Here is a 14,269-nt window from a genome sequence, read left to right as displayed (position 1 = left end):
TAACTATTTGGTAATTAATAATTAATAAATAATTCATATAATGAGGATAATTTTAATTAGTTCAAATGTTTGTTTAATTATTGATAATGAATTAGTTAAATTGCTTTTTTTAATGTAAAAAATTATGATATTTTTTGATATTAATTGAATTAATTTTTTACATTTACCCTCTAATTTTTATTTTACTACGTATGAAAAAACTTTTACTTACATGTCTATTTTTTATGATAGCCACAATCGTGAATGCTCAAATTACTTTGGGCAGTGGAACGACTACAGGAGCGTATCCCATAGCTTCCAATTGGGGGTATAACTATACTCAGCAAATTATTTCCAAAACAAGTATTAACGCTGCTGCTACAGGTAATATTACTGGTTTAAAATTTTATTTACCAGCCGCTGCGGTACTTGATAAGTCAAATCAATGGGAGGTTTTTGTAGGGCATACAACTCTTACTGCTTTTGCTGGAACAACGGCAGCTAGCTGGATTGCCACATCAGCAATGACTCAGGTATTTACAGGAACTATCACTAATAATGCAGGAGTGGTTGAAGTTACTTTTACAACTCCATTTGCTTATAACAATACTGATAACCTGGTTATTGCAGTACATGAGAATAAGCCAGATTTTAATTCTACATCAGACTATTTCTACGCATCTGCGTCAGGTACTACAAACAGCAGTATGTATTATAGAAATGACACTACGGATTTTAACCCGGCAGTACCTATTGCTGCAGGAGGGCGTGCAGCTACTTTATCTAATGTTACTCTTTTAGGACTTATGCCAGCTTCAGCGCCGGTTTGTCCTGTAGTTTCTGCTCCTGTTGCTGCTGCAACGGGCGTTTCTGTTTTGCCTACTATTACTTGGGCGGCATCACCTTCTGCATCATCTTATAAGATCAGTATAGGTACTACTCCAGGCGGTACAAATGTTATGAATATGACAGATGTAGGGAATGTAACAACTTATACATTAACGACTGCTCTTAGCTTTAGTACTCAGTATTACTATACAGTTTATGCAACTAATGCTGCGGGGAGCTCAACAGGATGTACAGAAAGAAGCTTTACAACAGCTTCGTTATCTTGCCCTACAGTTTCTTCTCCAACTGCTGCTCAGACAGGATTGTCTGTAAAACCTACATTTACTTGGTCTACTATTGCTGGAGCATCTGGTTATAGATTAAGTATTGGTACTTCTGCAGGTGCTAGTGATATATTAAACAGTTTTGATCTTGGAAATGTATTAACATATACATTAACAACTGCTCAACAACTTACTCCAAACACTCAGTATTATTATACAATTACTGCTTATAGCGGCGCTACTGTATCAACAGGTTGTACTGAAAGAAATTTTAAAACGACTACTGCAGCAATTCCTGCAAATGACGAATGTGCTAATGCTGTGGCTCTTACTGTAAATCCAGATTTGGCTTGTGGTGCTACAACAGCAGGTAATACCTTAGGGGCTACCACTTCTTTAGCTGCAGGACCATGTTCAGGAAATCCTGATGATGATGTTTGGTTTAAATTTGTAGCTACAGGCTCTGCACATGTGGTTGCGTTATCAAGTGTGGTTTCTACGGGAACAACTACTGCTAGTGATATGTATTTCCAAGTATTAAGCGGGACATGTGGTTCACAGACAAGCTTATTATGTTCAGATCCAAATACAGGTACTGTAAGCGGTTTAATAGTTGGTCAGACCTATTATGTAAGAGTTTATACCTTTGCAGGCGCAGGATATAATGCAAGTTTCAATATTTGTATCGGAACTCCACCACCACCACCTGCAAACGACGAGTGCGTGAATGCTGTAAGTTTAACAGTTAACCCGGATTTAGCTTGTGCTGCTACAACTGCAGGTACTACGCTAAGTGCTACTAACTCTAACGTTGCAGTTGCTACTTGTACAGGTACTGCTGATGATGATGTTTGGTATTCTTTTATTGCAAATTCAACTGCACATACGATTACTTTATCAAATGTAGTTTCTACGGGTAGCTCATCATCTACGAGTTTATATACTCAGGTGTTTAGCGGAACATGTGGAACATTAGCAAGTGTTGCTTGTGGTACTACAAACTTAACAACTGTTGGAGGATTAACACCGGGACAAAAGTATTATGTAAGAGCATATAACAGTAATGGTTCAGGATATAGCAATAGCTTTAATATCTGTATTGGAACTCCACCACCGCCACCAGCGAATGATACTTGTTCAGGAGCCGTTGCTTTAACAGTTGGTAATAACTTTGCAGCGAGCCCTTTAACAACTTCAAATGCAGGAGCAACGACAGATGGTACAACATCATGTCAGACTAGTAGAGGAGATAATGTTTGGTTCTCAGTAGTGGTGCCTGCAAGTGGAAGCATTACAGTAGAAACTAAAGGGGTTACAGGATCAGGATTATTAGATACAGTTCTTTCTGCTCATAGCGGAACATGTGGATCTTTAACTTCTATTGCTTGTAATGACGATAATTCAGCTGGAGTTTATTCAACAGTTGCATTGACAGGACAAACTCCAGGAGCAACTTTATACTTTAGCGTATGGAGATATACAGGAACTGCAGGAGGAACAAGTACAAATGGACAGTTCCAGATTTCAGCTTATGATGCATCAGTTTTAGCAACTTCAGAAGTTTCAGGAGCTAAAAATAATATCAAAGCATATCCAAATCCTTTCACTGATGATCTTACTATTTCAGATATCTCTAAAGTGAAGTCTGTTTTAGTGACTGATATTTCTGGAAGATTGGTAAAAACGATCAGCAATCCGACTTCAACTCTTCATTTAGGAGAATTAAAATCAGGAATGTATCTAGTGACTTTAGAAATGAAAGACGGTACAAAACAAACGATTAAAACAATTAAGAAGTAAATTTCATAACCTACAATTAATTGTATAACGGCTAAATTTTTTAGCCGTTATTTTTTTTAGTTAAATATTAGATTTTAAAGTGTGATATGAAGGTATTATTATTAATTTAGTGGCAAATCAGCAAAATACATTCGTTTATGACAAAATTTTTACTTTCATGTTTATTAATGATAAGCATGACACTTAATGCCCAGATCAATTTGGGTACAGGAAGTACCGATGTTGGAGTTGCTCCAATAAGCACCTATTATGGATATTCTTACGTTCAGCAAATTTTCACGAAACAGGAAATTAATGAAAATGCGGCAGGAAATATTACAGGTCTCAAGTTTTATCTTGATCCTACAATGTCGATCGCCAGTTCTTCAGATTGGGTGGTTTATTTGGGTCAAACTGCAAAAACTTCATTTGCTACAGACTCAGACTGGATTCCTGCCGGTCAGTTAACACAGGTGTTCTCCGGAACCGTAACCAATACAAATGGAGTAGTGGAGATTACTTTTGCAACACCATTTGCGTACAACAACACAAGTAATCTGGTAGTTGCAGCTGAGGAAAACTCTGCAGGTTATGATTCTAATGATTTTGATGAAGCGATGTATGTTTATCCTTCAGCTCCAAATTCTACCCTATATTTTAGAGACGATAACGTAAATCCGGATCCTTTTTCTCCATCAGACGGAAACTTGGAGCCTTATAAATCTGTGATTACTTTTAATGGATTAACTCCAAACCCTATTCCTGCTTGTCCATTCATAACATATCCTTCAAATAATTCCATATTTATTCCATTATCACCTACAATTACATGGAATAACATTTCTGGAGCTACAGGATATAAAATTTCTATTGGTACGACTCCTGGAGGAACAGATGTTGTTAACCAGCAATCAGTCGCTGTAAACAGTTTTACGGTTCCAACGGCTCTTAATTCAGGTATTAATTATTATGTAAAAGTTGTAGCAGTAAGTGCAGCAGGAGAGTCTTCAGGCTGTTCTGATACGATGTTTACAACAGTGCCACCATCACCGGCAAACGATGAATGCTCGGCTGCGACTGCATTAACCGTAAATTCTGATCTAAATTGCGGTACTGTAACTTCAGGATATACATTGGGAGCTACAGATTCAGGTTTAATTCCTGATCCTTGTTTTGGTAATCCTGATGATGATGTTTGGTTTAAATTTGTGGCAACAGCTACCACTCATAGAGTTTCACTTTCCAATATCGTTTCTGTAGGCTCGGATGATGATACAGACACCTATTTCCAGGTATTTGACGGATCTTGTGGCTCATTAAACAGTATCTTATGCTCGGATGATACCACATCTACACTTTCTGGACTTACCGTGGGAGGAACTTATTACGTAAGAGTATACAGTTATTATGGTTCAGGAAGTAACCAAAGTTTTGATATCTGTATCGGGACATTTCCACCGCCACCGGCAAATGATGATTGCTCAGGAGCATTACAAGCAACTACTTTCCCATATAATTATACACAGTCTGACGGAGAAGGTGCTACCAATAACGCAGGATTTGTTACAGCTTGTTCTAGTAGTATGAATGACGGTACATGGTTCTCATTTACAGGTAACGGTAATACGAATGTAATTACAGTAACAATGCCTTCAGCAAGCAATTTTGATCCAGCGATTGGCGTTTATTCAGGTACTTGTGGTAATTTGGTTTGTGTAGACCGTGTTGATGATAATGGCCAGGGTGGTACAGAAACGATTTCAATACCAACAGTTGCCGGAACTACTTACTTGGTGAACGTAGGAAGTTACAGTGGCTTCTCTGATGACCCAGAAGGAACATTTAGTATTAACATTACGAATGGAACATTAGGAACTTCAGAAGTTGCAGGAACTAAAAACAGTATTAAAGTATATCCGAATCCTTTCGCAGATGTAGTGAATATTTCAGATGTCTCCAACGTAAAATCTGTTATTATTTCTGACATGTCAGGAAGATTAGTGAAAACAATTGATAATGCGGGTTCAGTAATTCATCTAAATGAATTAAAATCAGGACTATATTTAATAACATTAAATATGAAAGATGGTTCTAAACAAACGATCAAAGCAATTAAAAAGTAAAAACAATTAATTCAACTAAAAACGAGACGGCAATTAAGTCGTCTCGTTTTATGTATAGATTATTTGTCTGGAACAGGTTGTATGTCACCTGTATTCATATGTTCAAAAACTGTAGGGAAAAACATCACGAGGATAAAATAAATGATGATCATTAATACAATTAAAGCAAAAAGAATAATTACTAAACTGCTTGGCTTGTTTTTCTTTTGTGGTTCCATGATTTTGCGGTATTTTGGTTAATAGAATAAACTTATAAATAGTATTAAGCTAATTTCTTGCCACACTGCTTGCAATACCTTGCATCATCATCAATATCTTCATTTCCGCACCTTTCGCATATCTTTTCGAGATTCTGCCTTTTGTTTCGCATTTCCGCAGTTACAATCCCTGTAGGAACTGCAATAATAGAATAACCGGCCAACATCAGAATAACCGCAAAAAATTTACCCATCGGAGTAATCGGGGAAACATCGCCATACCCAACCGTTGTCACCGTAACCACCGCCCAATAAATAGATTGCGGAATAGTTTCAAATCCAGGTCTTCCGCCTTCTACCATAAACATCAGAGAACCAACGATTACTGAGAAAATAATTAAAAATAAAAGGAAAATATATATTTTTCTTGAACTGTTTTTTAATGCTCTCACAATTACAGTTCCATCATTCATAAAATCCAGAAGATTGAAAACCCTGAAAACCCTCAACATTCTCAGCATTCTGAAAATCAGGAAATATTTAGTTACAGGAAAGAAAAAACTCAGATAAAACGGAACTAAAGCCAAAAAATCAATAATTCCGAAAAAACTGAAAACATATTGCTTCTTATTTTTTACAACAGCAATTCTGCTAAAATATTCTGCTGAAAAAAATATGGAAATAATCCACTCAAGAATAATAAAGGTATAATGGAATTTTTTATCAAGCTGAGGTACACTTTCCATCATAATGATGAAGGTACTTACAAGAATTAAGGATAATAAAATAATGTCGAATAATTTTCCGAGTTTGGTATCAGAACGGTAAATAATTCGGTAAAGATGCCTTTTCCAGAGCGCATCTCCGGGAATAAGGTTGTGCTCTCTTTCCATTTTTTTAATGCTTTTTTTAAATTAACAAATAATCGTTATTTTCGTAGCAAACATACAGAATAAAATGACAATAAGTGAAGTAATTTCTAAAATAGAAACGCGCATTCCGTTGCAGCAGGCAGAAGATTTTGATAATGTTGGATTGCTGTGTGGAATTCCAACCCGTAACGTGAGCGGAATTTTGGTTTGCCACGATGCCTTGGAAAACGTTATAGATGAAGCAATTGAGAGAAATTGTAATCTTGTAGTATGTTTTCATCCGATTATTTTTTCAGGATTAAAATCTTTAACAGGAAAAAATTATGTGGAAAGAGCAGTTTTAAAAGCGATCGAAAATAAAATTGCCATTTATGCCATTCATACTGCTTGGGATAACGATTTTTTTGGAGTAAATGCAGGAATTTGTAATCATTTAGGCTTAAAAAACCTGAAAATTCTTCAGCCCAAGAAAAATAATTTAAAGCAATTAACGGTTTTTGTTCCTAAAGATCATTCTGAACAGGTAAAAGAAGCTCTTTTCTCAGCAGGAGCGGGAAGTATTGGCTTTTATGATGAATGCAGTTTTACAATTCCCGGAAATGGAACATTCAGACCAATTGAAGGCTCAAATCCGTTTTCAGGACAACAAAATATCCGTGAAAATGCAGATGAAAACATGATTTCGGTCATTTTTGAAGGTTACAAACAAGGTCAGATTCTTTCTGCGATGAAATCTTCACATCCTTATGAAGAAGTTGCTTATCAGATCTACAATTTAGATAATGAAAATCAACATTCAGGCCTAGGAATGTACGGAGAATTCGATGAAGAGATGGATGAAAAGGATTTTTTAAAGTTTGTAAAAGAAAAATTTAACCTTGAAATTATTAAACATTCAGATTTTAACAATAAAAAAATAAAAAGAGTAGGAGTGTTGGGCGGTTCCGGCGCAAGTGGGATAAAATCTGCACTATCCAAGAAATGCGACGCCTATCTTACGGGAGATATCAAATATCACGACTATTTCCTGGCAGAATCCAAAATGCTGATTTGCGATATAGGTCATTATGAATCAGAGCAATTCGTTACTCAACAATTATTTGAAATTTTGTCACAAAAATTCACTACATTTGCAATTTCGAAATCTAACGAAAAAACAAACCCAGTAAATTATTTCCTTTAGATATGGCAACAAAGACCAACGATATTTCAGTTGAAGAGAAGTTAAGAGCTTTATACGATTTACAGATCATAGATTCAAGATTGGATGAAATCCGAAATACAAGAGGAGAATTGCCAATTGAGGTTGAAGATCTTGAAATCGAGATTGAAGGACTTGAAAAAAGAGCTGAAAAATTTCACGCTGATATCAAAGATCAGGACGATCAGATCAAAACCAAGCATGAAGTGATAAACCATGCAAAAGCTTTAATTGATAAATACAAGTCTCAACAAGACAACGTAAGAAACAATAAAGAGTTTGAAGCATTAGGAAAAGAAATGGAATTCCAAGATCTTGAAATTCAGCTTGCTGAAAAAAGAATCAAAGAATTCGGAGTTAAAATTGCTCATAAAAACGAAACTTTAAGTGAACTGAATACAAAAATCAGTAATCTTAAAAACCACCTAAAATTCAAAAAAGAAGAATTGGATGGTCTTATCTCTGAAACTCAGAAAGAAGAAGACTATTTGATCGTGCAGTCGAAAGAATATGCAGCTAAGATCGACGAGAGATTGCTAGCTTCTTATACTAGAATCAGAACAAGTTCTCCTACCGGTTTAGCGGTTGTAGGATTAGAAAGAGGAGCTCCGAAAGGATCATTCTTCACTATTCCTCCTCAAAAGCAGATGGAGATCGCTCAGAGAAAGAAAATTATTATTGATGAGCACTCAGGGAAAATCCTTGTAGATGACGAGTTAGTAATTGAAGAAACTGAAAGAATGAAAACTGTAATTAAATTCTAATTATAGATTTTAATCACTTCTGAAAGTTCGATTCAGATAAAATTAAACTACCAAGCCAGAGCAAAGACATTTTGCTCTGGCTTTTTTCTTTTCCCAAACCGTTTTGCGAGAAGCGAAGCGCCGAAGCAATCTCAAATATAAACCCTCCAACTCTCCATCCTCTCTAACCCCTTAACTCTCCAACTCAAAACTTTTCAGGAGCTTTCTCCGTCTTTGCGCTCTATCTTTTTGGTTACGGCCTGCGCTTCGCTTCGGCCGCCTCCAAAAAGGATGCCGCTTGGGGATGAGGGCGTTCTTATTTCTGTTTCTCGTAATAGAAAATTACCTAGATACAATATCAATCGATCGCTAGTCCTTTCCATGACTGCAAAGCGACCTAGGAAGTTGCAGCGTTAAGAAAATGAATTCTGAGAACGTTAAAAAAATTCTACTGTTTGAAGCGCGAGACCAATCCTGAATCGAATAACCAATCTTGAATTCGCGCAAGTTTTAGAATTTTTAGAGAACAGGATTCATTTTTAGCTTGCAGCTTCCAGTCTTGAATTTTTGGTCCGTTTGCTTCAAGGCAAAAGGACAGCACATTATTTATCTCTTATCCACATCCAAAACAACTATAATCACAACGACTCCCAACCTTCTGGGTTTTCGGTTTATTAGAGTATACCTTATATATAGTATACGATAATACTTCATAAAATCTCCTTCACACCGCTTTCAACTTTGATAAACGCCCCTTCCCAGCCCTTTCAAAAAGATAATCGAATACTGTGGATAACTACGGCTTAATCTATAAATGAAACTATATCAATAAATTAGATTGAGAACTTCTCCACAATACGAGTTTTATATGAACATTATGTTAAATGTATTTGGAATGATGGGTAAAAAGGTGCTACTTTTGCGGCACTGAAAAACGCGAGTTAATTGGTAGCGCAGAAGGAGGTAATAGAGTATAAAGACTACGGACAAAACAAAAAATAAACTTTAGATTTTTAGTAAATAAAAGTTGTGAGTTTTAAAAAGATTTGTATCTTTGCAGTCCGGTAAAACGGGAGCAGAGGAGTAGAAGATTGGGATATGAAAGAGGAGATTTAGGGTTAGTTAAAAAACTTTAAATTAAGTCAAAAATATTTTGGTCAATTAGAAATAAATAATTACTTTTGCACACGCAAATCTATACTGAAAACGACAGAAAATTAGGTATAGTAAAAAGCGGAAGATACAAGAAGATCATTGAAAAATAGATATAACAACCAAGTAAGGAAAAGACTAGAACGTTAATAACTTTGAGTGAGTCAGACAAACATACAATGGAGAGTTTGATCCTGGCTCAGGATGAACGCTAGCGGGAGGCCTAACACATGCAAGCCGAGCGGTAGAGATCTTTCGGGATCTTGAGAGCGGCGTACGGGTGCGGAACACGTGTGCAACCTGCCTTTATCTGGGGGATAGCCTTTCGAAAGGAAGATTAATACCCCATAACATATTTGATGGCATCATTAAATATTGAAAACTCCGGTGGATAGAGATGGGCACGCGCAAGATTAGATAGTTGGTGAGGTAACGGCTCACCAAGTCAGTGATCTTTAGGGGGCCTGAGAGGGTGATCCCCCACACTGGTACTGAGACACGGACCAGACTCCTACGGGAGGCAGCAGTGAGGAATATTGGACAATGGGTTAGCGCCTGATCCAGCCATCCCGCGTGAAGGACGACGGCCCTATGGGTTGTAAACTTCTTTTATACTGGGATAAACCTACTTACGTGTAAGTAGCTGAAGGTACAGTATGAATAAGCACCGGCTAACTCCGTGCCAGCAGCCGCGGTAATACGGAGGGTGCAAGCGTTATCCGGATTTATTGGGTTTAAAGGGTCCGTAGGCGGGCTCGTAAGTCAGTGGTGAAATCTCATAGCTTAACTATGAAACTGCCATTGATACTGCGAGCCTTGAGTAAGGTAGAGGTAGCTGGAATAAGTAGTGTAGCGGTGAAATGCATAGATATTACTTAGAACACCAATTGCGAAGGCAGGTTACCATGTCTTAACTGACGCTGATGGACGAAAGCGTGGGGAGCGAACAGGATTAGATACCCTGGTAGTCCACGCCGTAAACGATGCTAACTCGTTTTTGGGCTTTAGGGTTCAGAGACTAAGCGAAAGTGATAAGTTAGCCACCTGGGGAGTACGTTCGCAAGAATGAAACTCAAAGGAATTGACGGGGGCCCGCACAAGCGGTGGATTATGTGGTTTAATTCGATGATACGCGAGGAACCTTACCAAGGCTTAAATGGGAATTGACAGGTTTAGAAATAGACTTTTCTTCGGACAATTTTCAAGGTGCTGCATGGTTGTCGTCAGCTCGTGCCGTGAGGTGTTAGGTTAAGTCCTGCAACGAGCGCAACCCCTGTCACTAGTTGCTAGCATTAAGTTGAGGACTCTAGTGAGACTGCCTACGCAAGTAGAGAGGAAGGTGGGGATGACGTCAAATCATCACGGCCCTTACGCCTTGGGCCACACACGTAATACAATGGCCGGTACAGAGGGCAGCTACACAGCGATGTGATGCAAATCTCGAAAGCCGGTCTCAGTTCGGATTGGAGTCTGCAACTCGACTCTATGAAGCTGGAATCGCTAGTAATCGCGCATCAGCCATGGCGCGGTGAATACGTTCCCGGGCCTTGTACACACCGCCCGTCAAGCCATGGAAGTCTGGGGTACCTGAAGTCGGTGACCGTAACAGGAGCTGCCTAGGGTAAAACAGGTAACTAGGGCTAAGTCGTAACAAGGTAGCCGTACCGGAAGGTGCGGCTGGAACATCTCATTTTAGAGCGTCTTTAGACGTTAAACAAAATACAAAGTACTTAAATGTACAAATTGTACTTACTTAAAGAACGTTTTAGTTTTTTACTCGGTTGATTTATATTAAAAAAATACAAAACCCACTAGAAATTAGTATCAGGGAGGAGAGATTTTAGTAAAAGAAGTTAGAGGTTAGATATTAGAGGTTAGTTTTCAAACTAACAACTAAAAACCGACAACCGACAACTAAAATTAATGAAGTCTCGTAGCTCAGCTGGTTAGAGCGCTACACTGATAATGTAGAGGTCGGCAGTTCGAGCCTGCCCGAGACTACTAATTAAAGCGGTAAGCAATAAGCTTTAAGCAGTAGGCATTTTGCCTAGAGCTTGTAGCCTATAGCCTACAGCACCTAGAGGGGGAATTAGCTCAGCTGGCTAGAGCGCCTGCCTTGCACGCAGGAGGTCAAGGGTTCGACTCCCTTATTCTCCACAGTTTTGTGAGTTTGATTTAAAAGTAAGATGGATAGAGCCAAAACAAATATTCATTTATCAGACGAGCAGAAAGAATTTAAAGATCATTGACATTAACGGTAAAAATATCACAAAGAGAAAACCGAGCACTTGCGAGTGCTTGAGTAATTAATAAAATAGGAAAGAAATCGTTAAGGGCGTATGGCGGATGCCTAGGCTTTCAGAGGCGAAGAAGGACGCGGTAAGCTGCGAAAAGCTGCGGGGATCGGCACACACGAATTGATCCGCAGATGTCCGAATGGGGCAACCCGGCATGTTGAAGACATGTCACTCCAATTTATTGGAGAGCAAACCCGGAGAACTGAAACATCTAAGTACCCGGAGGAAAAGAAATCGAAGAGATTCCGTAAGTAGTGGCGAGCGAACGCGGATTAGCCCAAAAGTCTTTATATATTTAAAAGAATGTTCTGGAAAGAACAGCCATAGAGGGTGATAGCCCCGTATTTGAAAGGTATATTTGGATGATAAATGAGTAGGGCGGGACACGTGAAATCCTGTCTGAATATGGGGGGACCATCCTCCAAGGCTAAATACTCCTGAAAGACCGATAGTGAACAAGTACTGTGAAGGAAAGGTGAAAAGCACTTCGAATAGAAGGGTGAAATAGAACCTGAAACCGTACGCCTACAAGCGGTCGGAGCCCACATGTTGGGTGACGGCGTGCCTTTTGCATAATGAGCCTACGAGTTAATGTTACTAGCGAGGTTAAGGACTTCAGGTCCGGAGCCGGAGCGAAAGCGAGTCTGAATAGGGCGCTTAGTTAGTAGTATTAGACGCGAAACCTTGTGATCTACCCATGGGCAGGTTGAAGCTTTGGTAACACAAAGTGGAGGACCGAACCGGTTGACGTTGAAAAGTCTTCGGATGACCTGTGGGTAGGGGTGAAAGGCCAATCAAACTGGGAGATAGCTCGTACTCCCCGAAATGCATTTAGGTGCAGCGTCGTGTATAAGTTTATTAGAGGTAGAGCTACTGATTGGATGCGGGGGAGTCAAATCCTACCAATTCCTGACAAACTCCGAATGCTAATAAATGTTCCACGGCAGTGAGGGCGCGGGTGCTAAGGTCCGTGTCCGAGAGGGAAAGAACCCAGACCAACAGCTAAGGTCCCCAAATCTCTATTAAGTTGAAGCAACGCGGTTGGACTGCATTGACAGCTAGGATGTTGGCTTGGAAGCAGCCATTCATTTAAAGAGTGCGTAACAGCTCACTAGTCGAGCGGTCCGGCATGGATAATAATCGGGCATAAATAGAGTACCGAAGCTATGGATTTATAACCATTGGGTTATATCTGGTAGGGGAGCATTCTGTTTGCACAGAAGCAGTGGCGTGAGCCATTGTGGAGCGGACAGAAAAGAAAATGTAGGCATAAGTAACGATAAAGCGGGCGAGAAACCCGCTCACCGAAAGACTAAGGTTTCCTCAGCCATGCTAATCAGCTGAGGGTTAGTCGGGACCTAACGCGAACCCGAAAGGGGTAGTGGATGGACAATGGGTTAATATTCCCATACTTGCTCACACTAAAAAGGGGACGGAGTGCCGTACTTACTGGAGACTGACGGAATAGTCAAGACCTAGCCTTCGGGCGAAGTTGTTGTAAGGAAAGTGCTTCCAAGAAAAGCCGAAGTGAAGCAACCCGTACCAAAACCGACACAGGTAGTCGAGGAGAGAATCCTAAGGTGCTAGAGTGAATCATGGTTAAGGAACTAGGCAAAATAGTCTCGTAACTTCGGGAGAAGAGACGCCAGCAGCAATGCTGGCCGCAGTAAAAAGGCCCAGGCGACTGTTTATCAAAAACACAGGACTCTGCTAAATCGAAAGATGCTGTATAGGGTCTGACACCTGCCCGGTGCTGGAAGGTTAAGGAAGGGCGTTAGCAGTAATGCGAAGCGTTTGACTGAAGCCCCAGTAAACGGCGGCCGTAACTATAACGGTCCTAAGGTAGCGAAATTCCTTGTCGGGTAAGTTCCGACCTGCACGAATGGTGTAACGATCTGGGCACTGTCTCAACCATGAGCTCTGTGAAATTGTAGTCTCGGTGAAGATGCCGAGTACCCGCAATGGGACGAAAAGACCCTGTGAACCTTTACTATAACTTCGTATTGACTTTGAGTAAGTAATGTGTAGGATAGGTGGGAGACTTTGAAGCAGGCACGCTAGTGTTTGTGGAGTCAACGTTGAAATACCACCCTTTACTTACTTGGAGCCTAACTTCTTTTAGAAGGACATTGCGTGGTGGGTAGTTTGACTGGGGTGGTCGCCTCCAAAAGAGTAACGGAGGCTTTCAAAGGTACCCTCAGCACGCTTGGTAACCGTGCGTAGAGTGTAATGGCATAAGGGTGCTTGACTGTGAGACCTACAAGTCGATCAGGTGCGAAAGCAGGACATAGTGATCCGGTGGTTCCGTATGGAAGGGCCATCGCTCATAGGATAAAAGGTACTCCGGGGATAACAGGCTAGTCTCCCCCAAGAGCTCATATCGACGGGGAGGTTCGGCACCTCGATGTCGGCTCGTCACATCCTGGGGCTGGAGAAGGTCCCAAGGGTTGGGCTGTTCGCCCATTAAAGTGGCACGCGAGCTGGGTTCAGAACGTCGTGAGACAGTTCGGTCTCTATCTATTGCGGGCGTTAGATGTTTGAGAGGGCTTGATTCTAGTACGAGAGGACCGAATTGAACAAACCTCTGGTGTATCAGTTGTTCCGCCAGGAGCACCGCTGAGTAGCTACGTTTGGAAGAGATAAGCACTGAAAGCATATAAGTGCGAAACTCGCCTCAAGATGAGACATCTTTTAAGGGTCGTTGGAGATGACGACGTTGATAGGCTACAGGTGTAAAGTTGGTAACAGCATAGCCGAGTAGTACTAATTACCCGTAGATTTATTGCCTATTTACAGGAATAAATATAATCATCA

General features: G+C 40.0%; 6 protein-coding genes, 2 tRNA genes and 2 rRNA genes. 8 read left to right on the top strand and 2 right to left on the bottom strand.

The genetic code is table 11. From position 1 onward, the window contains the following. Positions 1–224: 224 nt before the first annotated feature. Both A0O34_RS02280 and A0O34_RS02275 read left to right on the top strand, forming a co-directional pair. Positions 225–2,891: a T9SS type A sorting domain-containing protein gene (locus tag A0O34_RS02280; RefSeq protein WP_066750840.1), complete on the top strand. Its 2,667-nt coding sequence runs from the start codon at positions 225–227 to the stop codon at positions 2,889–2,891. Positions 2,892–3,028: 137 nt separating this feature from the next. Beyond that, positions 3,029–4,993 (top strand): T9SS type A sorting domain-containing protein, encoded by a 1,965-nt coding sequence (locus A0O34_RS02275; protein WP_082891080.1) that lies wholly within the window; start codon positions 3,029–3,031, stop codon positions 4,991–4,993. A gap of 59 nt (positions 4,994–5,052) precedes the next feature. Here the strand turns inward: A0O34_RS02275 and A0O34_RS22255 are convergent, their stop codons facing one another. Continuing rightward, on the bottom strand, positions 5,053–5,211 hold the full coding sequence (locus A0O34_RS22255; protein WP_157885932.1) for a hypothetical protein: 159 nt from the start codon (positions 5,209–5,211) through the stop codon (positions 5,053–5,055). A gap of 44 nt (positions 5,212–5,255) precedes the next feature. Next, the gene (locus tag A0O34_RS02270; protein ID WP_066750838.1) at positions 5,256–6,083 is read right to left on the bottom strand and encodes an ion transporter; all 828 of its coding nucleotides are present in this window, start codon (positions 6,081–6,083) and stop codon (positions 5,256–5,258) included. A 64-nt stretch (positions 6,084–6,147) separates the two neighbouring features. Between A0O34_RS02270 and A0O34_RS02265 the strand changes: the two genes are divergently transcribed. The 6 genes from A0O34_RS02265 to A0O34_RS02240 all read left to right on the top strand — a co-directional run bounded on the left by A0O34_RS02265 (position 6,148) and on the right by A0O34_RS02240 (position 14,242). After that, positions 6,148–7,245 (top strand): Nif3-like dinuclear metal center hexameric protein, encoded by a 1,098-nt coding sequence (locus A0O34_RS02265; RefSeq protein WP_066750837.1) that lies wholly within the window; start codon positions 6,148–6,150, stop codon positions 7,243–7,245. 2 nt (positions 7,246–7,247) lie between these two features. Beyond that, entirely contained in the window at positions 7,248–8,027 is a 780-nt protein-coding gene (locus tag A0O34_RS02260; RefSeq protein ID WP_066750836.1) for a zinc ribbon domain-containing protein, read from the top strand. A gap of 1,307 nt (positions 8,028–9,334) precedes the next feature. Next, positions 9,335–10,851 (top strand): 16S ribosomal RNA (locus A0O34_RS02255). A gap of 234 nt (positions 10,852–11,085) precedes the next feature. After that, positions 11,086–11,159 (top strand) — tRNA-Ile (locus tag A0O34_RS02250). A gap of 82 nt (positions 11,160–11,241) precedes the next feature. Beyond that, a tRNA-Ala gene (locus tag A0O34_RS02245) sits at positions 11,242–11,315 on the top strand. 162 nt (positions 11,316–11,477) lie between these two features. Beyond that, positions 11,478–14,242: ribosomal RNA gene (locus A0O34_RS02240) — 23S ribosomal RNA — on the top strand. The 16S and 23S rRNA genes sit together here with 2 tRNA genes alongside, the layout of an rRNA operon. Positions 14,243–14,269 lie beyond the last annotated feature (27 nt).

It is taken from the genome of Chryseobacterium glaciei, from assembly GCF_001648155.1.
Lineage (GTDB): Bacteria > Bacteroidota > Bacteroidia > Flavobacteriales > Weeksellaceae > Chryseobacterium > Chryseobacterium glaciei.
This window is presented reverse-complemented; position numbering and strand designations above follow the sequence as displayed.

What these genes read in the sequence shown, in the direction of transcription:
- A0O34_RS02270 (WP_066750838.1), bottom strand. Translation starts at nt 6,083, where the DNA reads ATGGAAAGAGAGCACAACCTTATTCCCGGAGATGCGCTCTGGAAAAGG.
- A0O34_RS02280 (WP_066750840.1), top strand. Translation starts at nt 225, where the DNA reads ATGATAGCCACAATCGTGAATGCTCAAATTACTTTGGGCAGTGGAACG.
- A0O34_RS02260 (WP_066750836.1), top strand. Translation starts at nt 7,248, where the DNA reads ATGGCAACAAAGACCAACGATATTTCAGTTGAAGAGAAGTTAAGAGCT.
- A0O34_RS22255 (WP_157885932.1), bottom strand. Translation starts at nt 5,211, where the DNA reads ATGGAACCACAAAAGAAAAACAAGCCAAGCAGTTTAGTAATTATTCTT.
- A0O34_RS02265 (WP_066750837.1), top strand. Translation starts at nt 6,148, where the DNA reads ATGACAATAAGTGAAGTAATTTCTAAAATAGAAACGCGCATTCCGTTG.
- A0O34_RS02275 (WP_082891080.1), top strand. Translation starts at nt 3,029, where the DNA reads ATGACAAAATTTTTACTTTCATGTTTATTAATGATAAGCATGACACTT.